The following is a 24100-nucleotide window of genomic DNA, read 5'->3' as shown; positions in this document are numbered from 1 at the left end:
AAGATGGCGGGTGTTGCCCAACCGAGATGCCGCCCTCGCCAACCGTCGCTACACGGCAGCAACAGGAGCCGATAGACCATGGACACAGAACAATCTCCAGTCGGTGGAGCGTGCCGTGGCACTGGTCATCCTCACCAATTCTATAGTGGCTATCGAGCGGTATCTGGCATTCGTCCGGCGCTGCGCCGACTATCGGCTGCACCGTTTCGACGAGCGGTTGCTCGGGCGGATCAGGCGCGACTTTGCTCTGGCCGACCACACGGCCGTGCCGGCACTGACGGAGGGGCGACATGCCACCGTTCGATCCAGTGACCGCGCGCCTCGTCGTCGCGGTTTCCCGATACGGGTCCATCGGGCGGGCGGCAGAGCATGAAAACATCGCCGCTTCGGCTGTCAGCCGGCGGATCAGCGAAGTCGAGGCCCGGCTCGGGGTCGCGCTGTTCGACCGCTCCCTGCAGGGGGTGCGCCTGACCCCAGCGGGAGAGCTCTACGTTTCCGGTTGCCGGGAGATCCTGAGGGAGATCGCCGATCTCCATACGCAGATGGTCGATTTTGCCACCGGCACCCGCGGATCGCTGCGGCTCGCCTGCACCAGCTCGGCCCTGTCGGGCAGGCTTCCAGAACTGCTGGCGACCTTTGCGGAAAGCCATCCGGGCATCAGCCTCGATATCCAGGAGATGTCGGCCGGTCTTGCGCTTGCGGCGATGGACGACGGACAGGCCGATATCGCTTTCGTGGCCGACAACAACGATGTCGCCCGCTTCGAGACCGAGATATTCGAGGACGACAATGTGATCGTGCTTTGCGCGCCGGACCATCTTTTGGCGGAGCGCTTGCGATCGGGAAAGCCGATTGCTTTCGACGATGTCGCGCAACACGAGGTGGTGGGAATCCACCACAGCGGCGCGCTGGATCGGCTGCTGAGCGCTGCTGCCGCCCGCAGCGGCCGGGCGCTCGGCGAGCGGGTGCGGGTCGAAACCTTCCCGTCGCTGGTGCGGATGGTGGAAGCCGGTTTCGGCATCGGCTTCCTTCGCTCGACGAGCCTGCATCTGCTTGCCGGAACCGATGTCATCAGTGTTCGCCTTTCGGACGACTGGGCGATTCGAAAGTTGCTCGCCGTGCGCCGCAAGTCGAGCCCGCTTTCGAGGCCAATCCGCGAATTTCTGACGCTCGCGCGCAAGAGTTACATCCCTCTGGGGTAGGCGGGCTCGCGATGCCGGGCGGGCGGGCATTTCCCTTGATCCAGACGCGCTTGGAAAGGTCTGAACGCATGCTCCGTATCGCGATCCTCGATGATTATCAGGATGTGGCACTCTCGCTTGCCGACTGGGCCTCACTCGGCGATGATTGCGAGATCGTCCGTTTTGGCCGGAACCTCGCAACAGAGGACGAAGCCGCCCGCGCTCTCACCGGTTTCGACGTGCTGTGCCTCATGCGGGAGCGCATGCCGCTGCCGGCCTCGCTGCTCGGCAGGCTGACGGCCCTGAAGCTGGTGGTTGTCACCGGCGCTCGCGTGCGCACCATCGACATGGAGGCGGCGGTCGCTCGCGGCATCACCGTCTGTCACACCCATGCGGGCGAATCCGCCCATGCAACGCCGGAGATCGCCTGGGGGCTGATCCTGGCGCTCGCCCGTTCGATCCCCGAGGAGGACACCCGCATCCGGGCGGGGGGATGGCAGCAGACGGTCGGCACGATCATCGGCGGCAGGACGCTGGGGCTCGTCGGACTCGGCAAGCTGGGCGGACGCATGGTGCCGATCGCCAAGGCATTCGGAATGGAGGTGATCGCCTGGAGCCCGAACCTGACGGACGAACGCGCCGCCGAGACCGGCGCACGCCGCGTCGACAAGGAGACGCTGTTTCGCGAGGCCGACGTGGTGTCGCTGCATCTCGTTCTCAGCGAACGCAGCCGGCATGTCGTCGGGGCCGGCGAATTCGGGCAGATGAAACAGGGCGCGTGGCTGATCAACACCGCGCGCGGGCCTCTGGTGGACGAAGCGGCCCTGGTACAGGCGCTCCGGCAGGGGCGGATCAAGGCCGGGCTCGACGTCTTCGACATCGAGCCGCTTCCGGCCGGCCATCCGTTGCGCACGGCGTCCAATACCGTGCTGACGCCGCATCTCGGCTATGTGACCGAGGGTGCCTATGGGGCCTTCTATCGCGATGCGGTCGAGAATATTAAGGCCTGGCGCGCCGGCACGCCGATGCGGGTGCTGGCCGAGCCGAAGAGGGAGGAAGATCGTGACGGACATCGTTAAGACGGCGGACCTGGTCGATAGCAACGACGCCGAGGTGCGCTTCTGCGAAATGCAATGGAAAACATACGGCAGGCGCAAGGGATTTCATGGCGAAGTCGTCACGCTGAAGACCTTCGAGGACAATCGGCTGCTGCGGGCAACGCTCGAAAGCGACGGCACGGGCAGGGTTCTCGTCGTCGACGGAGGCGGATCGCTGCGCTGTGCCCTGGTCGGCGACCAGATCGCGGCCCTCGGCCTGGCGAATGGCTGGCGCGGGCTGCTGATCCACGGCGCGATCCGCGACAGCGCCGATATCGATGCCATGGACTTCTGCGTTATGGCGCTCGGCCAGGCGCCGAAGAAGAGCGGCAAGACGGGCCACGGTGCACGCGACGTGCCGCTTGCTTTCGGCAACGTCGAGTTCCGCACGGGGCAATATCTTTATGCCGACGCGGACGGCGTTCTGGTGGCCGACAAGGCCGTGCATCAGGCGGGCTGATTGGGCTAGGGCCACATGGTGACCCATCGATCGCGACGGCGCGAGGGCAAGGCCCACGCGCCGTCTTCGTCTCCAGTTCAGCCCAAAGCGGCGATGAGGGTGTCGGTGAACGCCTTCGTGCCGAGTGGCCCGCCGAGGTCGCCGGTACGGGTCGCAGCGTTGGAGATGACCCGGTCGACGGTGCGCTCGATCAAGGTCGCGGCCTCGACGTGGCGCCGGTCGCCCGAACGCTCGCCGTGCCAGTGCAAAAGCATCGCCGCCGACAGGATCATGGAGGTCGGATTGGCCTTGTCCTGGCCGGCGATGTCGGGCGCTGAGCCGTGCTGGGCCTGGGCGGCGGCATTGTCCGTTCCGGCATTCAGGGAGCCTGCCAGGCCCAGGCTGCCGGAGAGTTCGGAAGCCAGGTCGGACAGGGTGTCGCCGTAGAAGTTGGTCGTGCAGATCACGTCGTAGCGGCTCGCGTCGCGGACCAGCAGCGCGGCCATCGCGTCGATCAGGACCTCCTCCAACTGCACGTCGGGATAGTCGGCTGCGACCTTGCGGACCTCCTTCAGGAACAGTCCGTCGGTCAGGACGAAGGCATTCGCTTTGTGCACCGCCGTGACCTTCTTGCGGCGCCTCCGCGCCAGTTCGAAGGAAGCCCTTGCGATGCGCTCGCTTGCCGTTGCCGTCACCTTGCGCATCGAGATCGCCATGTCTTCCGTCGGCATGTATTCGCCGCTGCCGGCATGCATGTTGCGGTCGGGATACATGCCCTCCGTCGCCTCGCGCATGATGACCAGGTCCATCGCCGTGCCGCGATGGAAGACACCCTCGCGGGTGCGTGCGGGGCGGATGTTGGCAAAGAGGTCGAGCTGGGTGCGGAAGGCCGCCGAGACGTTGATGCCGCCCTTGTCGCGGGGCGGATAGTCCAGAGTGGAAATCGGGCCGAGCAGGGTTCCGTCCATTCGGCGCGCCTGCTCGAGCAGGTCTGGCGGCAGCGTCGTGCCGATCTTTTGCAGTGATGCGAGGCCGATGTCTCGTGTCGTGTAGCTGAAGCCGAGCGAAAAGCGGCGGTCGACCGCATTCAGCACCGCCACGGTCGCGCCGACGATTTCAGGGCCGATGCCGTCGCCGGGAAGGACAAGCAGTTTCATGATGTTACGGACTCCAGAAGCGGGTATGCGGTTGTTTTGGCGGCCAGCGGCTCAGGCCGCCGGCGTCGATGTCAGCGTGGCGGCGGGCACGAAGACGGTGCCTTCCATCAACTTTCGCGCGGTGCGCACGACGCCGCCGCTGATGATCTCGACGGAGTTGCCGTCGGGCCTCGTCGTCATGGCGACGTCGATGAGGCCGGTCGGATGCTCGATGATCACCGTGCAGTCGTCGCCTTCGGGCCGGTTGGCGATGCCCGCTGCCACCGTGCCGGGAACCAGCACGCAGGAGGAGACGCACAGCCCGCCGGTGACGGCGAAGGCCGCGTGGGTCTTGTGCGGAACGAAGTAGCGGGCGGCGACGCTTCCGCCCTCGCGCGGCGCTGCCAGCATGGCCATCTTCGGCACGACCTTGCCGGTCACGTCGCCGAGGCCCATGCGCCGGCCCGCTTCCATGCGCATCGCTTCCATGCGTGCGAAGAAATCCTTGTCGGCATCGAGTTCCGCGGCTGACTCATAGCCCGTCTTGCCGAGGTCGGCGGCGCGGACGATCATCATCGGCACCGCGACGTCGATGAGCGTGGCCTTGACCCCGTCGATCACCTCCACCGGCTTGCCCGTCGGCAACAGGGTGGCCGTCTTCGAGCCGACGATGTCCATGAAATTGAGCCGGATCTCGGCCGCCGTGCCCGGGACCCCGTCGATCCGCCCGTTGCCCTCGTAGTTGACGACACCATCCGGCGTCTCGACGATCGCCTCGATGCGGCTCTGGGTGTTGATGTCGTAGATGACGACGCTGGTCTTTTCGCCGTTGACTGACACCATGCCCATCTCGATGGCGAAGGGGCCGACGCCGGACAGCATGTTGCCGCAGGAGGGCGAGGTGTCGACGATCGCCTTGTCTACCGAAACCTGTGCGAAGAGATAGTCGACATCGACGCCTTCCCGGTCGGACGGGCCGACCATCGCGACCTTGCTGGTCAGCGTATCGGCGCCGCCGATGCCGTCGATCTGGCGGATGTCGGGCGAGCCCATGGCGGCCAGCAGCACCCGCGCGCGGACATCTGGGTCCTGCGGGATATCTTGCATCTTGAAATAGGGTCCCTTCGATGTTCCTCCGCGCATGAGGATACAGGGAATGGCGTGTTGTGCGGGCAAGGTGACCTCGTTCGGTAATGTCGACAATTGGATGCAATTGCGCACTTTTAAAATCGGCATGCAAAAGCCCCGGCGTTGCCGCCGGGGCGGAAGTTCAGCGCAGGGGCCAGACCAGCTGGCTGTAGAAGTAGTGCTGCAGCAGGCCGCCCGGCAGGTTCATGTTGAGGATCGACGTCAGCACCAGCACCAGGCCGACGGCTGCAGCGGTCAGGACGCTCGCCTGCAGCCAGCTTGATTTGGCGACGACCTTCAGGAACGCCAGGAAGAAGCCGACGAGCGCGAGGGTGAAGCCGAGAAGGCCGATCGCGATAACGAAGCCGACCAGCCAGCCGACGAACCGCCACAGGCTGCCGCTGCTCGCACCGTCATCGAGGTCGAAATTGACGGTGCCTGCCGGCCCACGTCCCGTCGCGCCCCTGACCTGCCAGAACAGCACGAAGGCGGCAGTGAGAAGGCCGACGATGCCCACCGAGACCGGGAACACCGCGTCGAGGAACGAGTTCTGCGCACCTTCGGCGATCGTGAAGATGAAGAAGCCGACGGCGATCGCGGTGAAGATCACCTGCGGCCACAGGTTCTTGGCGGCGGCCGTTTCGTCTTCCTCGCGCTCGAAGTCGATGTCGGTGGTGATGCCGCCGGGGACGGTTTCCTCCTTTGGTGCCTGGCGCGACCGGCTGGTGAACCAGAGCGAGGCGATCGTTATCAGTGCGATCGCGACGGCGATGGGCCGAAGCGGGAAGCCATAGCCGTAGAACTGGACCGCCTGGTAGAAATAGGTCTCGACCTGGCCGGCAAGCACGAAGCCGATGAGGAAGGCCGGCCGCGGCCAGCCGAAGCGCTTCAGGAAGATGCCCGTCAGCGCGATGACCAGCAGGGCCAGGATGTCCTCGAAGGAGCGGGTCGACTGGAATGCGCCGAAGACGATGATGAGGATCATGAAGGGCGCGAACAGCACGAAGCGGATCGTCGTGAGGCGCGCGATGCTCGGTGACAGGGCGATGCAGGCCGCGGTGCCGACGACGTTGGCGAGCGCCAGCGTCCAGACCACGGTATAGGTGAGGTCGAGGTCGCGCTTCGGATCGGCCATGCCGGGCCCTGGCTGAAGCCCGATCAGGATCATCGCGGCGAGAAAGATCGCCATCGAGCCGGAGCCGGGGATGCCGAAGAGCAGGGTCGGGATCAGGTTGCCGCCGGCGCAGGAATTGTTGGCCGCTTCCGGGCCGATGACGCCACGGATGTCACCCTTGCCGAATTGCGACTTGTCCTTGGCGCTTTGGACGGTGTGGCCGTAGGAGATCCAGTCCGAAACGCTGCCGCCAAGGCCCGGCATCAGGCCGACACAGGCCCCGATCGTCGCGCAGCGCAGCGTCAGCCACTTTTCCCGCCAGGTATCGCGCACGCCGGTCAGCCAGCCTTGGCCGAGCTTGCCCGTGCTCGAGATGCTTGCCTGGCCGCGCAGCAGGTCAAGCACTTCCGGCAGCGCGAAGATGCCGAGGCCGATGATGGTGATCTCGAGGCCGCTCATCAGGTACAGCGAATCGAAGGTCATGCGTTCGCCGCCATTTGCCGGAGCGGTGCCGATCGCCCCGAAGGCGAGGCCCAGCGCACAGGCGGCCACGCCCTTGGCGAGGCTGCTGCCCGACAGCACGCCCACCATGGACAGGCCGAAAATGGCCAGCATGAACAGTTCGGCCGAGGTGAAGCTCAGGATGAGCGGACGCGCCACGATGACGATGGCGGTCAGGCACAGCGCGCCGAAAAGGCCGCCGATCATGGACGCCGAGAAAGACGCACTCAGCGCGCGTGCTGCTTCGCCCTTGCGGGCGAGGGGGAAGCCGTCGAGCACTGTCGCCTGCGAGGCGGACGACCCCGGAATGCCCATGAGGATGCAGGAGAAGGTGTCGGAGGTGGGAATGACCGCCAGCAGGCCGACCATCATCGCAATCGCTGCGGTCGGCTCCATGCCGTAGACGAATGGAAGCAGCAGCGACATGCCGGCAATGCCGCCGAGCGCCGGCAGGATGCCGACGACGAGGCCGATCGCAACGCCGATCATCATGTAGCTGAGGTGGTGGAGGGTCAGCAGGTTCTGGAGCGAAGTGACGAACACATCGATCACTGTGGCTGTCCTTTCGATAGGCAACAGTTGCGGGGCGGCGCCCTCGCGCCAGCCTGGTCACTGTCGGCAGGTGGATGTTCGAGCGCCGCAGGCGTCGCGCAGGCTTGCCCGCCGCCTGTCGGCGGCGGGCACTCTGTCGATCAGAGCTTGACCTGGTATTCCGTGTTCAGGAAGTTGCGCACCCAGTCACGCGCTTCGGGCTTGATCGTCGTGGCGACCTTGTAGAGCTGCTCGATGTCGTTGCCGACGGCCTGCGTGTAGTCGCCGAGAACGTCGCCCTTGGCCTTCTGCAGCTCCGGATCGGCCACGGCGTCGGCAAAGGCCTTGCGATAGGTCGCAACGATGTCGTCCGACGTGCCTTCCGGCAGCATGCAGGGCTTCTGGGCCGCGAAGCCGGAGCCGAAGAAGGCGAGGTAGGCGTCATATTCGATGCCGGACGGTTTCTTGCCATGCATCATCTCGTAGGCTTCGACGAAGTGGGGAAGGTCGGGGAATGTCGGATCGCGGGCGACGTTGCCCTGGGCGTCGAGGACGCCCCAGGAGAACATCGGAGCGGCCGTGCCGGCCTCGACGAGCGGGGTGACGTTGGTCAGGTAGGCGGAGGAGGTCTGGTAGTCGATCGTCGCTTCGCCGCGTTCGAAGGCAAGGCGGCCGTCGCCGCGCCCCTGCATGCCGAACACATGGCGGACCTTGAGGCCGAGCAGGCGGAAGGCAAGCATCGGCACGAGGTCGAGCGAGGTCGCGCCCTGGCTGCCGTAGACCAGGTCCTGGTCCTTGATCTTGTTCAGTTCGGCCGGCGTCTTGACGCCGAACTTGGCGGGCAGGTAGCAGACGCCGCCCGTCGGCGAGACGAGTACGGGAATAAGCTTGGCGTAATCGTAGCGCACGCGCGGATCGCCGAGCAGGAACGGAAACTGCGTCGATCCCGACGTGCCAAGGATCGCAAGCCCATCGGGCCGCGCGCGGGCGACGAATTCGTTCGACCCGGTGATCGACCCGCCGCCGGGCACGTTCCGGACCACGACGTTCGGGTTGCCCGGAAGATATTTCGAGAGATAGGGGGCGAAGAATCGCGCCCAGACGTCCGAACCGCCGCCCTCGGAGAAGGGCATCCACCATTCGACGGTCTTGCCGGCGAAATCGACCGAAGCCTGCGAAAATGCCGGGCGCACTCCGCTTAGTCCAAGTACCGCTGCGGCGGAGCCGGCGGCAAGCAGTTGACGACGCGTAAAATCAGCCATGTTTTTCCTCCCCAAAATAGCTATGCGTTCAAATGTATACAAACGTACACATAACGATTGGAAACGCCAAGTCCCATGATCGCCATCGGCGGGCATGATCTTCGTCGTTTCACCCTTGAGGCATATGCGCCAACTGGATTATTAAGTTAAGTGCAAAATTTTGGAGCAGTGATGCGTCATGGGCATCAATTGTGAAATCCTCGATCTCAGGGCTTTTCTCGGCGTCGTCGAGCTTGAAAGCTTTCACCGGGCGGCCGATGCCCTGAACCTGTCGCAGCCGGCGCTCAGCCGCCGCATCCAGAAGCTGGAGGCATCGATAGGTGCGCGGCTTCTCGAGCGCACCACCCGGCATGTTTCGCCCACCGCGCTCGGCCTCGAACTTGTGCCGCTGGTGCAGCGCATGCTGGAGGAGTTCGACAGTTCCCTGTTTGCTGCCCGCGGCCGGGGCGTGCGGCGAAGCGAGCTGGTGACGATCGCCTGCCTGCCGACTGCCGCCTTCTATTTCCTGCCGACGGTGATCAAGCAGTTCAACCAGGAATATCCGGACATCCGCTTCCGCATTCTCGACCTGACGGCGACGGAAGGGCTGCAGGCCGTCTCGCGCGGCGAAGTGGAATTCGGGATCAACTTCATCGGCACCTCCGATCCGGAGCTCATCTTCGATCGCATCGCCGAAGATCCGTTCGTGCTGGCGGCGCGGCGCGATCATCCCCTGGCGATGCGGCAGGAGGTCGGCTGGATGGATCTGGCGCCGTACCCGCTGATCACCGTGCACCGCTCCAGCGGCAACCGCACCATGCTCGACGCGACGCTTGCGCGGTCGAACATCGAACTGCGGTGGTCCTACGAGGTGACGCACCTGTCGACCTCGCTCGGCCTGGTGGAGGCAGGCCTCGGGATTTCCGTGCTTCCGCGCACGGCGACACCCGGACCCGATCATCCCATCATCATCACGAGGCCGCTGGGCAACCCGTTGATTTCGCGGACGATTGGCATCGTCCGCCGGCGCGCCGCCACGCTTTCACCCGCTGCCGAACACTTCCGTCGCATGATCATGGGGGCATGGCAGGGCGGTCAACAGGGGGATTGATCCGAACTCCGGAGGCGCGGGCGCGTGATCGGCGGCACGAGCCAAGTGTTTGTATCGTCGTGCGCGACGTTATCCCTAAGCCGTGGAAGAGAGCCTGGCTGCGAGGGACGCCTACGCCGTCGCGCAAGCGCACCTGCTCACCCCGTCTCGCGCTTGGCAAGCTCGATCAGATTTCGAAGGGCCGCCACGCCCAGGCTGTTGATGTGCTTGCGGCCGAGCGCAATGTCGATGCGGAGCGCGATCTCGGCGGCATCGGCGCCGCGAAGATCGGCCAGCCGCTCGATGCCGATCTCTTCGAGATAACGGATCATTGTCGGGCCGATCGAATGGGCCCGCAACATCGACTTGCGCTCATCTTGCGAGATCATGCCCGGCATCTCCTGGCCACAACGTTGCCGCCCAACCGTTTCTTAATCGCTGTCCAGTACATCCTGTCAGCGAAATTCGCGGAAGATGGAGTGTGTTGAGTTGCGTTTTTCCGCAGCGATGACGGCCGAACGGTGGCTGCCGGGGCAGATCGCCTCGCGCATCGCGCCGCTGCTGCGTCGCGTCGACGCCGTTCTTTTCAGCGCCGACGAGCGCGGCGAAGCCGGCCGCATGTCACTGATCGCCTTTGCCGTGCGCATTGTCAGCGCCGCCATCGCCTTCGTCAGCCAGGTGCTGCTGGCCCGCTGGATGGGCGGTTTCGAATACGGCATCTTCGTGCTCGTCTGGGTGTCGATGATCATCGCAGGTTCCCTGTCCTGCTTCGGTTTCCACACCTCCGTCATCCGCTTCATCCCCGAATACCGCGAAAAGGGCATGCTCGCCGAACTGCGCGGCGTGCTTGTGGCGAGCCGGCTGTTCGTGCTCGTCGCCTCGACCGTCATCACCGCCTTGGCCATGGCCGGCGTCTGGCTGCTCTCGGACAAGATCGAGAGCTACTACGTCGTACCGTTTTTCCTCGGCATGTTCTGCCTGCCGATGCTGGCGCTGTCGGACGTGCTGCAAGGGCTGGCGCGCGCCAACGCCTGGGCGTTCCAGGCGCTTGTGCCGACCTACATCGTGCGGCCGCTGCTGATCCTGTTGTTCATGGCGGCGGCCGTGGTGTCGGGCCTTGCGCCGACCGCCGAGACCGCCGTCAGCGCCGCGATCGCCGCCACCTACGTCACCACCATCGCCCAGCTCGTCCGCGTCACTTCGCGGAGCGACAAGCGCATTCCCGCCGGGCCGCGCACCATCCTGCTCGGCTACTGGCTCAAGATCTCGCTGCCGATCTTTCTGGTCGAGAGCTTCTTTTTCCTGCTCACCAATGCCGACGTGCTGATGGTCGGCTTCTACATGGAACCGGACCATGTCGCGGTCTACTTCGCCACGGTGAAGACGCTGGCGCTGGTCCACTTCGTCTATTTCTCGGTCAAGGCGGGCGTTGCCCAGCGCTATGCCCATATCGCCCATGGCGAGCCGGAAAAGCTGGCCGGCTTCGCCCGCGAAACAGTGTCCTGGACGTTCTGGCCGTCGCTGCTGATGGGGCTTGTCGTGCTGGTGCTCGGCAAGCCCCTGCTCGGCATGTTCGGCCCCGGCTTCGACGAGGGCTATCCGCTGCTGTTCCTGCTCGTGGCTGCGGTAGTGGCGCGATCGGCGGTCGGCCCATGCGAAAGCGTGTTGACCATGAGCGGCTACCAGAACGTCTGCGCCATGGTCTATGCCGCGACACTCGCCCTCAACATCGGCCTCAACGTCGTGTTCATCCCCACGCTCGGCCTGTGGGGTGCGGCAATCGCCACCTCGGCGGCGATGATCTTCGAGGCGACCGCGCTGTCGTTCACCGTATGGCGCAAGCTCGGCATCGTCATGGTGCTATTCATCCCCGTCCGACGCACATTGGAGAAAGCCTGATGGTAGCCATCCCGCTTCTCGAAGAGACCAGCGGCGGCCCGGCCGGTTCGATGATCGCCGGCATTGCCGGCGTTCCGACCGACCTTGCCGACCTCGCCCAGCTTGAATTGACCGCCAGCGAGCGGCCGCTCAGGCGGCTCGCCATCTATCCGGCTTCGGCCGGCTTCGACCTGGTCGAGGAGCTCGACCACCTCTGCGCCCGTACCATCGAGCCCAACGTCTTCTTCAACCCGCGCTTCCTGGCGCCCGCCATGCCGAGGCTCGAGGACCGCGAGGTGCGGCTTGCCGTCATCCGGGACGGCAACGAGTTTCGCAGCCGGCTGCGCCTGCTCGTGCCCTATTCGATCGAGAAGCCGGCGGTGCCGCTCGGCGTGCCGGTGATGCGGACCTGGTCGAGCCCGTTCGGTCCGCTCGGCACGCCGCTGCTCGACCGCGACGACCCCGAAGGCGTGATCGCCGATTTCTTCGCCATGCTGGCGCGGCCGCATCTCAAGCTGCCGAGGGTTTTCGTGCTGCCCGACATGCGCCTCGATGGCGCCGTCGCCCGCATGCTGAGTGCGACGGCCGAAAGCCGCGGCTTGCCGCTGGCTATTACCGGCCAGTTCGAGCGCCCCTTCCTCGAAAGCGAGCGCGACGGCGACGACTATCTCAAGGCCGCGCTCGGCAATCGCCACTACAAGGAGTTCCGCCGGCTCGAGCGCCGGCTCGCCGAACAGGGCGTGGTCGAGCACAAGGTTGCGCGCACCCAGGACGATGTGCGCCATGCCATCGAGCAGTTCCTGACGCTGGAGGCGTCCGGCTGGAAAGGCCGCCAGCGCACCGCCATGGCGATCGACCGCTACCGTGCCGCCTTCGCCCGCGAGGCGGTGCACCGGATGTCGGAACAGGACATGTGCCGCATCCACTCGCTGACGCTCGACGGCCGCACCATTGCCAGCCTCGTCGTCTTCGTCGAGGCGGGTGTCGCCTATACCTGGAAGACCGCCTACGACGAGACCCTGTCTGCCTATTCGCCGGGCGCGCTGCTGATGATGGCGGTGACCGCGCAGCATCTCGAAGACCCCAACGTCATGGTCACCGATTCCTGCGCCGTGCCCGACCACCCGCTGGTCGGCCGGATGTGGAGCGAACGCAAGCCGATGGGCACCATCGTCGTCGGACTGACGCCCGATGCCGACCGTGTCACCCGCCAGGCCGCCTCGCAGCTGCATCTCTATCGCCAGACGCGCAAGCTTGCGGTCAAGCTGCGCGACCGCATGCGCAGCCTGCTCAAACGCTAGAGCGTTTTCGCCTCGCGCTTGGCCCGGTCGCGGAAAATGCGGCGGATGACCTTGCCGGTGGTGGTCAGCGGCATCGAATCGACGAACTCGACCTCGCGCGGATATTCGTGCGCCGACAGGCGCTCGCGCACCCAGAGCTTGATCTCGTCGGCCAGCGCCGCGTTGCCCGCAACGCCGTCCTTGAGCACGACATAGGCCTTGACGATCTCGGTGCGCAGCGCGTCGGGCTTGCCCACGGCAGCGGCCAGCGCGACGGCGGGATGGCCGGTCAGGCAGTCCTCGATCTCGCCCGGGCCGATGCGGAAGCCGGCGGAGGTGATGACGTCGTCGTCGCGGCCGAAGAAGGTGACGTAGCCGTCGTGGTCCTCGATGCCTTGGTCGCCGGTCGTCATCCACTCGCCGATGAATTTCTTCTCGGTCGCTTCGGGGCTCTGCCAGTATTCGAGGAACATGACGGGGTTGGGCCTGGCGATGGCGATCTGGCCGGGCTCGCCGGCAGGTACGCGACGGCCCTTGTCGTCGATGATGGCCACCCGGTGGCCGGGCACGGCCTTGCCGATGGCCCCGCCGCGGCTCACACCGAGGGCCGCGCAGGAGGCGAGCACCGCGTTGCACTCGGTCTGGCCGTAGAACTCGTTGACCGTGAGCCCAAGTTCGCCGGCCGCCCAGTCGTAGGTCTCGCGGCCGAGCGCTTCGCCGGCCGAGCCGATGCTGCGCAGGCCGAGCCGGAAGCGCTTGCCGATGTCGGGCACGGTCTTCAGCATGCGTAGCGCCGTCGGTGGGATGAAGGCATTGCGCACCCCCATCTTCTCGACCAGCACAAGCGCTGCCTCGGGATCGAACTTGTCGAAGCGGGCCGATACCACCGGCAGGCCGAAATAGAGGCCGGGCAGCAGCAGGTTGAGCAGCCCGCCGGCCCAGGCCCAGTCGGCCGGCGTCCACATCAGGTCGCCCGGCTGCGGCAGGAACTCATGCGCCATCTGGATGCCGGGCAGGTGCCCGAGCAGCACGCGATGGCCATGCAGCGCGCCCTTGGGCGGCCCCGTGGTGCCCGAGGTGAAGATCATCATCGCCGGATCGTCGGGACCGGTATCCTCGGCGGTAAAGTCAGGTGCATGCGAAGCGACAAGGCGCTGGAAGTCGTCCAGCCCGCCGCTGCCGACAACGACGATGGTTTCAAGCTGGGGCAACCGGCCGGCGATCTGGCCGACCTTGGCGAAACCGGCCTCGTTGGTGACGATGGCCCGCACACCCGCCGTCTGCAGCCGGTATTCGAGCGCCTCGACGCCGAACAACAGCGCCAGCGGCACCGCTATCGCGCCGAGCTTGTAGATGGCGACATGGGCGATGGCCGTCTCGAAGCTCTGTGGCAACAGCAGCGCCACCCGGTCGCCTCGCCGCACGCCGCGGGCGCGCAGCGCATGGGCAAAGGCGTTGGAGCGGCGGGACAGCTCGCCGAAGGAGAATTTTTTGGCCGCCCCCTCGACATGGTAGTCGAGGAGCGCCGTCCGCTCGGGATCGACCGCAGCCCAGCGGTCGGACACGGCGGTGCCGATGTTGAATTTCTGCGGGATGTTCCAGCGGAAGTCGCGGTAGAGGGTGTCGTAGGTGTCGCGCCGTTCGAGCATGGACGGTCGTCTCCGCTCCTCCGCGAGTGGGACTGGCGCCGGGCATGAGCTCCAGGCGCCGTGGACAGGCCTGTCGCGTAGCTCCTGCCCTTGGCGGCGTCAAGTGACGTGGATCAGCGATGCGCGCCCTGGTAGCTCGGGACCGCGTTGCGTTGTCTGGTCTGCGGCGGCAGATACAGCTGCAGCAAGAACAGCAGCACCAGCACCGGCAGCCACAACTCGTTGATTTCCTCGAGCGCGCGGGCGTACTTCAGAGCCGTTGCAGGCAAGGCGCTATCGGCCTCCCGGAACCACCGGGGGATGGCGTCGAGGATCTTCAGCGCCGGCAGGTAAGCGACAAGCACGATCGCGCCATAGGCAGCCGGCGGCCTGCGCGTCACCAGATGCTTGATGTGATCCAGCGATCTTATCAGCAACGCCACCACCACCGTGCCGATCAGGAGGACGGTTCCCGCACTTGCGAGTTTCTCCAGGACGGGCACCTCCGGCCTGAGATACTGGCGCAGATTGAAAAGGCCGTATGTCGTGAAGGCGTGATGCCAATCCAGCTCACGAACGCCGAGGAGCAGCGCGCCCAGCGCGATCAGCCCAGCCAGCCCGCCCTGGCGAAACCAGATGCCGGCCGCAACGATCGCGACGACAAAGTGCAGGACGGCACTTGCCATCTCTACCGGCCCGTTCTCCCGGAGCAAGACAGCGGCGGTATCCGCCGACATCGCTGCGGCGGCGAGGAGGCTCACGGCGATTCCAAACACAGCAACCCAGAAAAGCAAAAAAGGAGACGCAATGAAATTGGATGAATTCGAACCGGTATCGGAAGGCAATGAGATTTCTCTTCGGAATATCATTAAGGAATCCCATTCTAGCCAATCCGTCGGGCAAAGCAAACTACCGGACCGTCGCTTGGAATCACAATGTGGTCACCGCCGGCTGGCAAAGAAGCACTTCCGCCTTTCGGGATGGCTGTAATCGGTTGTCTCGCCAGTGTCTCCTGCGCTATGGGCAAATCTTCACGCGACCACGGTGCAAGCATTTCTTGCGATGCTTCAAAAGCTGTTTGCCCGCAAAATCAGACCGAGCTGCAAATCTGAAAATGGCGCTTGACCTCAATAATGGTTGAGGTTGCACAAGTCCTTTCTGTCAAGTCGAAGAGAGGAGGACGAGATGGGTCAGGACGCCGGCAAGGCGCAACGTATCTACAGGGTCGACAGGTTCACCGTTCCAGACGGTGCGCGCGCCGAGTTTCTCGACAAGGTTCGGCAGACGCACGAGTTGCTGAGAGTGCAGCCGGGCTTCCTGCAGGACATGGTTCTGGAGCAGCCATCGATGCCTGGAGAGCACAATGTCATCACGATCGTCGAGTGGGAAAGCGAGGCTGCGATCGCATCGGCCAAGGCCAAGGTGCAGTCGATGCACGCGCAAGCGAATTTCAACCCGCAGGAGTTGATCGCACGGCTGGGCATCAAAGCCGACATCGCCAGCTACAGGCACATTTAGGAGCGGAAGGCTTCGGAAACTGTAACGGCGACCCAATGGGCCGCCGTTCAATGTTCGAGGCTGGATTGTCCTAGTCGCCGATCAGGCGAAGGTGCCGTGGCAGTGCTTGTATTTCTTGCCCGAACCGCACGGGCAGGCCTCGTTGCGCGAAACCTTGCCCCAGGTCGATGGATCGTTGGGGTCGCGGTCTTCGGCCGCGACGACGCGCGAATCCTGCAGGACTGCGACCGAGCCTTCGCCGAAATCGTCCTCGCCGGTGGTGCCGTCGATGTGGTGGCCAAACATCTCGGGCGCTTCCGGTGGCGGCGCGTCGGCTGCCTGGCGCACCAGTTCGACCCGCATCAGCTGTGCGGTGACCGCCTGGCGCAGGTTGCCGAGCATCGCCTGGAACAGCTCGAAGGCCTCGCCCTTGTATTCGTTGAGCGGGTCGCGCTGGGCGTAACCGCGGAAGCCGACGACCGAGCGCAAGTGGTCGAGATTGACCAGATGCTCGCGCCACAGGTGGTCGATCGTCTGCAGCACCACCGAGCGTTCGACATAGGTCATCACCTCGGGGCCGAAGCGCTCGGCGCGGTCGGCGGCCGCCTTGTCGGCTTCGGCGGTGATGCGCTCGCGGACCTCTTCCTCGGCGATGCCTTCTTCCTTGGCCCATTCCTCGATCGGGAGATCGAGGTTGAGCGACTGGATCACGCCTTCCTTGAGGCCAGTGACATCCCACTGCTCGGCATAGGCGTTTTCGGGGATGTGCTTGGCGACCAGATCCTCGATCACGTCGTGGCGCATTTCGGCGACCGTATCGGTCAGGCTGGTCGCGTCCATCAGCTCGATGCGCTGCTCGAACACCACCTTACGCTGGTCGTTCGACACGTCGTCATATTTGAGCAGGTTCTTGCGGATGTCGAAGTTGCGGGCCTCGACCTTCTTCTGCGCCTTTTCCAGCGCCTTGTTGATCCAGGGGTGGACGATCGCCTCGTCTTCCTTGAGGCCGAGCTTCTGCAGCATGCCGTCCATGCGCTCGGAACCGAAGATGCGCATCAAATCGTCCTGCAGCGACAGGAAGAACTTCGAACGGCCCGGGTCGCCCTGGCGGCCGGAGCGGCCGCGCAGCTGGTTGTCGATGCGGCGGCTTTCGTGGCGTTCGGTGGCAAGCACGTAGAGGCCGCCGCCGGCGAGCGCCTTTTCCTTGAGGCGGGCAACGTCCTCGCGGATCGCCTTTTCCTTGGCGTCGCGCTCGGGGCCTGCCGGCATGTCGGCCAGTTCCTCGGCAATGCGCATGTCGGCGTTGCCGCCGAGCTGGATGTCGGTGCCGCGGCCGGCCATGTTGGTGGCGATGGTGATAGCGCCAGGCTTGCCGGCCTGGGCGACGATCGCCGCCTCGCGCTCGTGGTGGCGGGCATTCAGGACCTCGAAGTCCTTGAAGCCGTCCTTGCGCAGCCGCTCGGCCAGCTGTTCGGATTTCTCGATCGAGGTCGTGCCGACCAGCGTCGGCTGGCCCTTGGCGTTGGCTTCCTTGATCTCGCGGACGATCGCCTTGTACTTCTCCTCGACCGTCCGGTAGACCTCGTCGTCCTCGTCGATGCGGCTGACGGGCAGGTTGGTCGGAACCTCGGTGACGTCGAGATTGTAGATGTTGCCGAACTCTTCCGCTTCGGTCAGCGCCGTACCGGTCATGCCGGCGAGCTTTTCGTACATGCGGAAATAGTTCTGGAAGGTGACGGAAGCCAGCGTCTGGTTTTCCGGCTGGATCGACACGTGTTCCTTGGCTTCCAGCGCCTGGTGCAAGCCTTCGGAGAAGCGGCGGCCCGGCATCATGCGGCCGGTGAACTCGTCGATGATGACGATTTCGTCGTCCTTGACGATGTAGTCCTTGTCTTTCTGGAACAGGCGGTGCGCCTTGAGCGCATTGTTGACGTGGTGGACCAGGGCGACGTTTTCGATGTCGTAGAGCGACTCGCCCTTCAGCAGGCCCGCTTCGCGCAGCATGTTCTCCATCTTCTCGGTGCCTTCTTCGGTGAAGATGGCGGTCTTCTGCTTCTCGTCGACCTCGTAGTCGGACGGAACCAGATGGAGAAGGAAGGCGTCGACCGTGTTGTACATTTCCGAACGGTCCTCGAGCGGACCGGAAATGATCAGCGGCGTGCGGGCCTCGTCGACCAGGATCGAGTCGACCTCGTCGACGATGGCGAAGAAGTGGCCGCGCTGCACCATCTGGGCGCGCTCGTACTTCATGTTGTCGCGCAGATAGTCGAAGCCGAGTTCGTTGTTGGTGGCGTAGGTGATGTCGCAGGCATAGGCCGCGCGGCGCTCTTCGTCCGACAGTCCGTGCACGATGATGCCGACCGAAAGGCCGAGGAACTTGTAGAGCCGGCCCATCCATTCGGCGTCGCGGCTGGCGAGATAGTCGTTGACGGTAACGACATGCACGCCCTTGCCGGTCAGGGCGTTGAGATAGACGGGCAGGGTGGCGACGAGGGTCTTGCCTTCGCCGGTGCGCATCTCGGCGATGCCGCGGCCGTGCAGCACCATGCCGCCGATCATCTGGACGTCGAACGGACGCATGCCAAGCGCGCGCTTTGCGCCTTCGCGAACCGTGGCGAACGCCGGGATCAGCAGGTCGTCGAGGGTTGCCCCGTTGGCAAGGTCCTGACGGAACTGCTCGGTTCGCGCCCGAAGCTGGTCGTCGGTCAGCGCCTGCAGTTCATTTTCCAGTGCATTGATCGCTTCCACCCGGGGTCGGGTCGATTTGACGCGACGATCGTTGGAGGAACCGAAAATCTTACGGGCGAGACCGCCGAGACTGACCATCAAGTGGCCCTTTCAATTCGAATGAAGCCGACTGTCCGCCGGCCGAACCTGCCGGGGACAAGGCGGTGGCAGGTTCAACGCGAAAAGCGCCCGGAAAACGGTTCTGGACGCGAAGACGATGGACAGATAAGAGGGGGCACAACTTATGTCAACGTTGCAGAGAGCCTGCCGAAGACGCCAAATTCCGCCACATTCAGGTTGATTTGGAAGTGCGTCATCCCCCATCGGAGAGTTTAGATGTCTTTTTCGTTCCGTAGCGCCTCGCTTGCCCGCGTCGGGCTTGCAGCCGGGCTCGTGGCGCTGTCGTCGCTGCCTCTCGCCGCCCAGGAAGCTGCTGCGCCAGCAGCCCAGCCAGCGGCTCCCGCAGCGGCACCGGTAGATCCCAACACGATCGTTGCCACGGTCAATGGCCAGGACGTCACTGAAGCCGACATCTCGCTGGCCGAAAGCGACCTCGGCGCCCAATTTGGCCGCCTGCCGCCGGAGCAGCGCCGTGCCGCGGCACTGTCGTCGATCATCGAAATCAGGCTGATGGCGGCCCAGGCCGTGGAAAAGGGTCTCGACAAGGACGCCGACTTCCAGCGCCGCATGGCCTTCCTCGACCAGCGCGCGCTGCATGGCGAACTGGTCGAAAAGGAAGTCGCGGGCAAGGTCACCGACGACGAGATCCGTGCCCGCTACGACAAGGAAATCGCGGCACAGAAGCCGGTCAACGAGGTTCATGCCCGCCACATCCTGGTCAAGACCAAGGAAGAGGCCGACGCCCTGATCAAGAAGCTGGATGGCGGTGAGGATTTCCAGAAGCTCGCCAACGAAAACACCACCGATCCGAGCGGCAAGACCTCGGGCGGCGACCTCGGCTTCTTCGGCCCCGGCCAGATGGTGCCGGAATTCGAGAAGGCGGCTCTCGCGCTCGAGGTCGGCGCCTACTCGAAAGAGCCGGTGCAGACGCAGTTCGGCTGGCACATCATCAAGGTAGAGGACAAGCGCTCGCAGCAGCCGCCGGCCTTCGACGCGGTCAAGGAAGAGGTCAAGTCGCTCGTCATCCGCGAGAAGTACATCGACCTGGTCAAGCAGATCCGCGCCGCCGGCAAGGTCGAAGTCACCGACCCCGAGCTCAAGAAGGCCATCGACGCCATCGACGCATCGAAGTAGGCCTTTTCAACTCGATTTCAGAAGGGCGGCGTCAGTCGGCGCCGCCCTTTTTGTTTGCGACGCTCGCAGTTTGACCATCTGGCGCGTTCTCACCTCGCCGGTGGCTGAATGACGTTGGGTCCGATGGTCGCCAAATTGGGACTTCTCATGGGGGTTGAGCGGAGCACCCCGTTTCCAGGAGCATCGCATGCCGTCTGCCGACCTGATCCTCGCGTTCCTTGCCACGGCGGCAATCTTCGCCTTCATCCCCGGTCCGGCCATGCTCTACGCTGCGGCCCAGACGATGGCGCGCGGGCGCCGTTCCGGTTTCATGGCTGCATTGGGCATCCACATTGGTGGCTATGTGCATGTCGTTGCGGCTGCAGCCGGGCTGTCATTCCTGTTCCACGCGGTTCCGTGGCTCTACATGGCGGTCAAGCTTGCGGGCGCCGCCTATCTCGTCTGGCTGGGCATTTCGATGTTCCGCGGCCGCAAACAGGGCGATTTCGACCCCTCCGGCATGGGACAGAAGTCCGGCCGTCGTGCCTTCGTCGAGAGCGTTGCCGTCGAGGTGCTCAACCCCAAGACGGCCATCTTCTTCATGGCCTTCCTGCCGCAGTTCATCGACGCATCCGCGACTTTCCCGGTCTGGCTGCAGTTCCTCATCTTCGGAATTCTGGTCAACACCATGTTCACGGTTGCCGACATTGTCGGCGTTGTGCTGGCCGGCCTCCTGATCGGCCGCCTGCAGCGCTCGAGCCGGGCGCAAAGGCTTATGCGGCGCGCCGGCGGTGCAGTGCTTGTCGGTCTCGGCGTGCACGTCGCGCTCCAGCGCAGCTGAATCGCCCGGCGGCGTTGCAGCCAGTCTTCAGCGATGCCTCAAGCTTCAGCGATGCCTCAGGCCTTGATGCCGTTCACGATCATGCGGATCGCCCGGCGCAACGTGGCGTCGTCCTCATCCAGCCGGCCAGTCAGCAGGTGCACCCAGGCGTAGGAAGCGACCATGTCGGCGACCTGTTCGGGGTCGACATGTGCTGCGACCTCGCCTCGCGCCTTGGCCCGGGCGACGATCTTGCCGGTGTTGGCCCTGCGCCCGGCGGCATATTCGGCCAGCGCTTCGGCTGCTGAAGCATCCGACTGGGCCTCGGCCAGCAGAGAGCGGAAGATGCCGCCAGATGGCGTCTCGCGCCAGTGGACGAACAGGCTCCTGGCAAAGCCGAACAGGTCTTCCTCGATGCTGCCGGTGTCGGGATAGTCGATGTCGCGCTTCTGGCGCTGGTAGACCTCAAGCAGCAGCGATGCCTTGTTCGGCCACCAGCGATAGATCGTCGGCTTGCCGGCGCGGGCACGGCGCGCCACGGCCTCGATCGAGAATCCCGCATAGCCGTTTTCGATCAGCACCGCCTCGGCCGCTTCCAGAATCGCGTCGGCGCTTTCGGGGCTGCGCCGTGCGCCGATCGATTTCCGCGCCGCGTCTTGCTCAGTGCTCATCTCGTTCTCCGGTTCGTCGACAAATCCATACACCAGCTCTTGACGAAACGAAACGGCCCGTTTTATATAACGAAACGTTTCGTTCCGATGGAGATTGGAAATGACTGCCTCCCAAACCCGCTTTTCCCGCCCGCGCTTCGCCCTGATGGTCCTGATCGGTGTCTATCCGCTGATCACGGTCCTTCTTTACGTCGTCATGCCGCTGACCGATGGCTGGACGATCTGGCAGCGCACCCTGCTGATTGCGCCGCTGATGGTGGCGACGATGATCTGGGGGCTGATCCCCGCCGTCCAGCGCCTGTTCCGCGGCTTCCTCAATCCGGCGGTGCATTGAGGCTGGACCACGCCTTCGTGAGGTGAAACGCCTTGCGAAGCCTCGCGCTATCGGGCAAACGGTGCCAACCCTCACCGTTTCCCGAGCCCGCAGAGGTTCCCTGATGTCGACTGCCGTTTCCCCGCTTGCACCGAAAAAATATCCCAAGATGCCCGCCATCGATGGCGTCCGCATTGCCACTGCCGAAGCGGGCATCAAGTACAAGGGTCGCACCGACGTGGTGGCCATGGTGTTCGACGAAGGCACGGCGGCGGCAGGCGTCTTCACCCGTTCCAAGTGCCCCTCGGCACCGGTCGATTTCTGCCGCCAGAACCTTTCGGGCGGCAAGGCGCGTATTCTGGTCGTCAATTCCGGCAACGCCAATGCGTTTACCGGCAAGAAGGGCCGCGAGACCACCACGCTGACCGGCCAGGCCGCTGCCAAGGCCGCCGGCTGCACGCCTGGCGACGTCTTCCTCGCCTCCACCGGTGTCATCGGCGAGCCGCTCGACGCCGGCAAGTTCAGCCATTTGCTTTCCGGCATGGTCAAGGACGCCAGGTCCGACCAGTGGATCGAGGCCGCCAAGGCGATCATGACCACCGACACCTATCCCAAGGTGGTGACCGCGACGGTCAAGCTCGGCGACACCGAGGTCACCATCAACGGCATCGCCAAGGGCGCAGGCATGATCGCGCCCGACATGGCGACGATGCTGTCCTTCGTCGCCACCGACGCGCCGATTGCCGCTGACGTGCTGCAGGACATGCTGTCGCGCGGCACCGCCAAGACCTTCAATGCGGTGACCGTCGACAGCGACACCTCGACGTCCGACACGCTGATGCTGTTTGCCACCGGGGCCGCGGCCAAGCGCGGCGCGCCGAAGATTTCCGATCCCAAGGATGCGCGCCTCGGCGCCTTCCGCCGTGCGCTCAACAAGATGCTCAAGACGCTTGCGCTTCAGGTCGTGCGCGACGGCGAAGGCGCGCGCAAGCAGGTCGAAGTCACCGTCACCGGCGCCAAGTCCGCGCGTTCGGCCAAGCGCATCGCGCTGTCCATCGCCAATTCGCCGCTGGTCAAGACCGCCGTAGCCGGCGAGGACGCCAATTGGGGCCGCGTCGTCATGGCCGTCGGCAAGGCTGGCGAGCCGGCCGACCGCGACCTGCTGTCGATCTGGTTCGGCGACAATCGCCTTGCCCACAATGGCGAGCGCGACCCTGGTTATTCGGAAGCGGCGACCTCGGCCTACATGAAGGGCGACAACATCGTCATCCGCGCCGACATCGGTCTTGGCCGCGGCAAGGCGACGGTATGGACCTGCGACCTGACCAAGGAATATGTTGCCATCAACGGCGACTACCGGAGCTGACAGCAGCGTGAACCAGAATCGCCCGTCGCACGAACTCGCAATCGTCCGCCGCTATGAGGCGGCGGGCTTTCGCGCCTGGCCGGCGGCGGCGGTGCATTATGACGGCACCTGGCTGGTGCGGCTGACGGCAGGGCATCCGGCCAAGCGGCTCAACTCGGTCAACCCGCTCGACCCGGCCGACATCCGCAACATTCCCGACCGCATCGCCCGCGCCAGCCGCCGCTTCGAGGCCTATGGCCGGCCTCTCACCTTCCGCATGTCGCCCTTGTCGGGGCCGGCGGTCGCCGCCCATCTCGATCGCGAGCGCTGGAGCGTCTTCTCCGAATCGATGGTGATGCGCCTGTCGCTCGACGACGGTGTCGTCGAAAACGCCATGGACCAGATCCCGCTCAAGGACATCGGCCGCTTCGTCAGCGCCTCGATGGCCGTTCACGGCCTCGACCCGTCGCTGAGGCCCGGCCTGTCCGAGATCATCGGCGCCATCCAGCCGGAAGCCGGCCTGTTCGTGCTCGAGCAGGACGAGCAGCCGGTGACGGCTGCAATCTGCGTCCACGACACCGACCTTGCCGGCCTGTTCGAGATCGCCACGACCGAAGCCGAGCGCGGCAAGGGCTTCGGCCACCGGCTGATCCTGTCGGCGCTCAAATGGGCACGCCTCAGGGGCGCGCGCCAGGCGTGGCTGCAGGTCGAAGCCGACAATGTCGGCGCCATCCGCCTCTACTCGAAGATGGGCTTCAAGGAAGTCTATCGCTATCACTATCGCCGCCCGCCGGAGGCCTGACTTGACCCAACAGGGAAAACGCCTGCTGCTCGTGGCCGCCTGCGCGCTCGTCGATGCCGATGGCCGGGTGCTTCTGGCCCAGCGGCCCGCGGGCAAGCAGCTTGCCGGCCTGTGGGAATTTCCCGGCGGCAAGGTCGAACAGGGCGAGACGCCGGAGGAAACCATCGTGCGTGAGATGCGCGAGGAGATCGGCATCGAAACCAAGATCGCCTGCCTCGCACCGCTGACCTTCGCCAGCCACACCTACGAAGACTTCCATCTGCTGATGCCGCTCTATGTCTGCCGCCGTTTCTGGGGCACGCCTGAGCCGCGGGAAGGCCAGGTGCTGAAATGGGTTCGGCCCAAGCAGATGCGCGATTACCCGATGCCGCCCGCCGACGAGCCGCTGATACCGTTCCTGATCGACCTGCTCTGACGCGTATCAGTCAGCGTTAAGTCAAAGTTTATC

Annotated in this window: 22 protein-coding genes; 13 read left to right on the top strand and 9 right to left on the bottom strand. The window is 64.9% G+C overall.

Annotation, left to right across the window (positions count from 1 at the left end; translation table 11 throughout):
- Window positions 1–290: 290 nt before the first annotated feature.
- From WHT83_RS00345 to rraA, 3 genes are all read left to right on the top strand, one after another.
- Window positions 291–1202: a LysR family transcriptional regulator gene (locus tag WHT83_RS00345; protein WP_108606887.1), complete on the top strand. Its 912-nt coding sequence runs from the start codon at window positions 291–293 to the stop codon at window positions 1200–1202.
- A gap of 68 nt (window positions 1203–1270) precedes the next feature.
- Window positions 1271–2260, top strand: coding sequence for a D-2-hydroxyacid dehydrogenase family protein (locus WHT83_RS00340; protein WP_406873906.1), 990 nt, complete (start codon window positions 1271–1273; stop codon window positions 2258–2260).
- Window positions 2244–2738 carry a ribonuclease E activity regulator RraA gene (gene rraA / locus WHT83_RS00335; protein ID WP_343061708.1) on the top strand — a complete coding sequence of 165 codons (495 nt, stop codon included), beginning with the start codon at window positions 2244–2246 and terminating at the stop codon, window positions 2736–2738. Before WHT83_RS00340 ends, rraA begins: the two co-directional genes overlap by 17 nt.
- Before the next feature lie 77 nt (window positions 2739–2815).
- Here the strand turns inward: rraA and WHT83_RS00330 are convergent, their stop codons facing one another.
- From WHT83_RS00330 to WHT83_RS00315, 4 genes are all read right to left on the bottom strand, one after another.
- Window positions 2816–3874 carry an isocitrate/isopropylmalate dehydrogenase family protein gene (locus WHT83_RS00330; protein ID WP_406872651.1) on the bottom strand — a complete coding sequence of 353 codons (1059 nt, stop codon included), beginning with the start codon at window positions 3872–3874 and terminating at the stop codon, window positions 2816–2818.
- 51 nt (window positions 3875–3925) lie between these two features.
- Entirely contained in the window at window positions 3926–5074 is a 1149-nt protein-coding gene (locus WHT83_RS00325) for a 4-oxalomesaconate tautomerase (protein WP_406873905.1), read from the bottom strand.
- Window positions 5075–5123: 49 nt separating this feature from the next.
- Window positions 5124–7148 (bottom strand): tripartite tricarboxylate transporter permease, encoded by a 2025-nt coding sequence (locus WHT83_RS00320; protein WP_406872650.1) that lies wholly within the window; start codon window positions 7146–7148, stop codon window positions 5124–5126.
- Window positions 7149–7288: 140 nt separating this feature from the next.
- The gene (locus WHT83_RS00315) at window positions 7289–8389 is read right to left on the bottom strand and encodes a Bug family tripartite tricarboxylate transporter substrate binding protein (protein ID WP_406872649.1); all 1101 of its coding nucleotides are present in this window, start codon (window positions 8387–8389) and stop codon (window positions 7289–7291) included.
- Between the two features lie 178 nt (window positions 8390–8567).
- Here WHT83_RS00315 and WHT83_RS00310 point away from each other — a divergent pair, with 178 nt between their 5' ends.
- A complete protein-coding gene (locus WHT83_RS00310) occupies window positions 8568–9479 on the top strand; it encodes a LysR family transcriptional regulator (protein ID WP_406872648.1) in 912 nt (303 codons plus the stop codon).
- A 137-nt stretch (window positions 9480–9616) separates the two neighbouring features.
- Here the strand turns inward: WHT83_RS00310 and WHT83_RS00305 are convergent, their stop codons facing one another.
- Window positions 9617–9847 carry a hypothetical protein gene (locus WHT83_RS00305; protein WP_406872647.1) on the bottom strand — a complete coding sequence of 77 codons (231 nt, stop codon included), beginning with the start codon at window positions 9845–9847 and terminating at the stop codon, window positions 9617–9619.
- 100 nt (window positions 9848–9947) lie between these two features.
- Here WHT83_RS00305 and WHT83_RS00300 point away from each other — a divergent pair, with 100 nt between their 5' ends.
- Together WHT83_RS00300 and WHT83_RS00295 are read left to right on the top strand one after the other, a co-directional pair.
- The gene (locus WHT83_RS00300; protein WP_199914580.1) at window positions 9948–11357 is read left to right on the top strand and encodes a lipopolysaccharide biosynthesis protein; all 1410 of its coding nucleotides are present in this window, start codon (window positions 9948–9950) and stop codon (window positions 11355–11357) included.
- Window positions 11357–12637 (top strand): GNAT family N-acetyltransferase, encoded by a 1281-nt coding sequence (locus WHT83_RS00295; protein WP_183262433.1) that lies wholly within the window; start codon window positions 11357–11359, stop codon window positions 12635–12637. The genes WHT83_RS00300 and WHT83_RS00295 overlap by 1 nt, the downstream gene beginning before the upstream one ends.
- On the opposite strand, the gene WHT83_RS00290 is transcribed toward WHT83_RS00295, so the two are convergent.
- Both WHT83_RS00290 and WHT83_RS00285 read right to left on the bottom strand, forming a co-directional pair.
- Window positions 12634–14265, bottom strand: coding sequence for an AMP-binding protein (locus WHT83_RS00290; protein ID WP_406872646.1), 1632 nt, complete (start codon window positions 14263–14265; stop codon window positions 12634–12636). The two genes, WHT83_RS00295 and WHT83_RS00290, sit on opposite strands and share 4 nt — an antisense overlap.
- Before the next feature lie 113 nt (window positions 14266–14378).
- Window positions 14379–15005 carry a hypothetical protein gene (locus WHT83_RS00285; protein WP_406872645.1) on the bottom strand — a complete coding sequence of 209 codons (627 nt, stop codon included), beginning with the start codon at window positions 15003–15005 and terminating at the stop codon, window positions 14379–14381.
- A 424-nt stretch (window positions 15006–15429) separates the two neighbouring features.
- Between WHT83_RS00285 and WHT83_RS00280 the strand changes: the two genes are divergently transcribed.
- Window positions 15430–15762, top strand: coding sequence for an antibiotic biosynthesis monooxygenase family protein (locus WHT83_RS00280; protein ID WP_406872644.1), 333 nt, complete (start codon window positions 15430–15432; stop codon window positions 15760–15762).
- Window positions 15763–15843: 81 nt separating this feature from the next.
- Here WHT83_RS00280 and secA read toward each other — a convergent pair whose 3' ends face one another.
- Window positions 15844–18567, bottom strand: a complete 2724-nt coding sequence (secA, locus tag WHT83_RS00275; protein ID WP_108606898.1) for a preprotein translocase subunit SecA — start codon at window positions 18565–18567, stop codon at window positions 15844–15846.
- 237 nt (window positions 18568–18804) lie between these two features.
- Here secA and WHT83_RS00270 point away from each other — a divergent pair, with 237 nt between their 5' ends.
- Both WHT83_RS00270 and WHT83_RS00265 read left to right on the top strand, forming a co-directional pair.
- Window positions 18805–19722: a peptidylprolyl isomerase gene (locus WHT83_RS00270; RefSeq protein WP_108606899.1), complete on the top strand. Its 918-nt coding sequence runs from the start codon at window positions 18805–18807 to the stop codon at window positions 19720–19722.
- 187 nt (window positions 19723–19909) lie between these two features.
- Complete coding sequence (locus WHT83_RS00265) at window positions 19910–20542, top strand: LysE family translocator (protein WP_406872643.1); 633 nt, start codon at window positions 19910–19912, stop codon at window positions 20540–20542.
- A 56-nt stretch (window positions 20543–20598) separates the two neighbouring features.
- Here WHT83_RS00265 and WHT83_RS00260 read toward each other — a convergent pair whose 3' ends face one another.
- The gene (locus tag WHT83_RS00260; protein WP_108609719.1) at window positions 20599–21192 is read right to left on the bottom strand and encodes a TetR/AcrR family transcriptional regulator; all 594 of its coding nucleotides are present in this window, start codon (window positions 21190–21192) and stop codon (window positions 20599–20601) included.
- Window positions 21193–21292: 100 nt separating this feature from the next.
- Here WHT83_RS00260 and WHT83_RS00255 point away from each other — a divergent pair, with 100 nt between their 5' ends.
- The 4 genes from WHT83_RS00255 (at window position 21293) to WHT83_RS00240 (ending at window position 24067) form a co-directional block, all read left to right on the top strand.
- Window positions 21293–21526, top strand: coding sequence for a hypothetical protein (locus WHT83_RS00255; RefSeq protein ID WP_108606900.1), 234 nt, complete (start codon window positions 21293–21295; stop codon window positions 21524–21526).
- Between the two features lie 103 nt (window positions 21527–21629).
- The gene (gene argJ / locus WHT83_RS00250) at window positions 21630–22871 is read left to right on the top strand and encodes a bifunctional glutamate N-acetyltransferase/amino-acid acetyltransferase ArgJ (RefSeq protein ID WP_406872642.1); all 1242 of its coding nucleotides are present in this window, start codon (window positions 21630–21632) and stop codon (window positions 22869–22871) included.
- Window positions 22872–22878: 7 nt separating this feature from the next.
- Window positions 22879–23652, top strand: a complete 774-nt coding sequence (locus WHT83_RS00245) for an N-acetyltransferase (protein ID WP_108606902.1) — start codon at window positions 22879–22881, stop codon at window positions 23650–23652.
- Between the two features lies 1 nt (window position 23653).
- Entirely contained in the window at window positions 23654–24067 is a 414-nt protein-coding gene (locus WHT83_RS00240; RefSeq protein ID WP_183262427.1) for a (deoxy)nucleoside triphosphate pyrophosphohydrolase, read from the top strand.
- Window positions 24068–24100 lie beyond the last annotated feature (33 nt).

This window comes from Aminobacter sp. P9b (assembly GCF_045345995.1).
In the GTDB taxonomy this organism is placed as follows: domain Bacteria; phylum Pseudomonadota; class Alphaproteobacteria; order Rhizobiales; family Rhizobiaceae; genus Aminobacter; species Aminobacter niigataensis.
The sequence above is the reverse complement of the archived record's forward strand: the minus strand, read 5'-3'. Positions and strand labels throughout refer to the sequence as shown.

What these genes read in the sequence shown, in the direction of transcription:
- WHT83_RS00345 (WP_108606887.1), top strand. Translation starts at nt 291, where the DNA reads ATGCCACCGTTCGATCCAGTGACCGCGCGCCTCGTCGTCGCGGTTTCC.
- WHT83_RS00340 (WP_406873906.1), top strand. Translation starts at nt 1,271, where the DNA reads ATGCTCCGTATCGCGATCCTCGATGATTATCAGGATGTGGCACTCTCG.
- WHT83_RS00330 (WP_406872651.1), bottom strand. Translation starts at nt 3,874, where the DNA reads ATGAAACTGCTTGTCCTTCCCGGCGACGGCATCGGCCCTGAAATCGTC.
- WHT83_RS00315 (WP_406872649.1), bottom strand. Translation starts at nt 8,389, where the DNA reads ATGGCTGATTTTACGCGTCGTCAACTGCTTGCCGCCGGCTCCGCCGCA.
- WHT83_RS00310 (WP_406872648.1), top strand. Translation starts at nt 8,568, where the DNA reads ATGGGCATCAATTGTGAAATCCTCGATCTCAGGGCTTTTCTCGGCGTC.
- WHT83_RS00305 (WP_406872647.1), bottom strand. Translation starts at nt 9,847, where the DNA reads ATGATCTCGCAAGATGAGCGCAAGTCGATGTTGCGGGCCCATTCGATC.
- WHT83_RS00295 (WP_183262433.1), top strand. Translation starts at nt 11,357, where the DNA reads ATGGTAGCCATCCCGCTTCTCGAAGAGACCAGCGGCGGCCCGGCCGGT.
- WHT83_RS00290 (WP_406872646.1), bottom strand. Translation starts at nt 14,265, where the DNA reads ATGCTCGAACGGCGCGACACCTACGACACCCTCTACCGCGACTTCCGC.
- WHT83_RS00280 (WP_406872644.1), top strand. Translation starts at nt 15,430, where the DNA reads ATGGGTCAGGACGCCGGCAAGGCGCAACGTATCTACAGGGTCGACAGG.
- secA (WP_108606898.1), bottom strand. Translation starts at nt 18,567, where the DNA reads ATGGTCAGTCTCGGCGGTCTCGCCCGTAAGATTTTCGGTTCCTCCAAC.
- WHT83_RS00270 (WP_108606899.1), top strand. Translation starts at nt 18,805, where the DNA reads ATGTCTTTTTCGTTCCGTAGCGCCTCGCTTGCCCGCGTCGGGCTTGCA.
- WHT83_RS00265 (WP_406872643.1), top strand. Translation starts at nt 19,910, where the DNA reads ATGCCGTCTGCCGACCTGATCCTCGCGTTCCTTGCCACGGCGGCAATC.
- WHT83_RS00260 (WP_108609719.1), bottom strand. Translation starts at nt 21,192, where the DNA reads ATGAGCACTGAGCAAGACGCGGCGCGGAAATCGATCGGCGCACGGCGC.
- WHT83_RS00255 (WP_108606900.1), top strand. Translation starts at nt 21,293, where the DNA reads ATGACTGCCTCCCAAACCCGCTTTTCCCGCCCGCGCTTCGCCCTGATG.
- argJ (WP_406872642.1), top strand. Translation starts at nt 21,630, where the DNA reads ATGTCGACTGCCGTTTCCCCGCTTGCACCGAAAAAATATCCCAAGATG.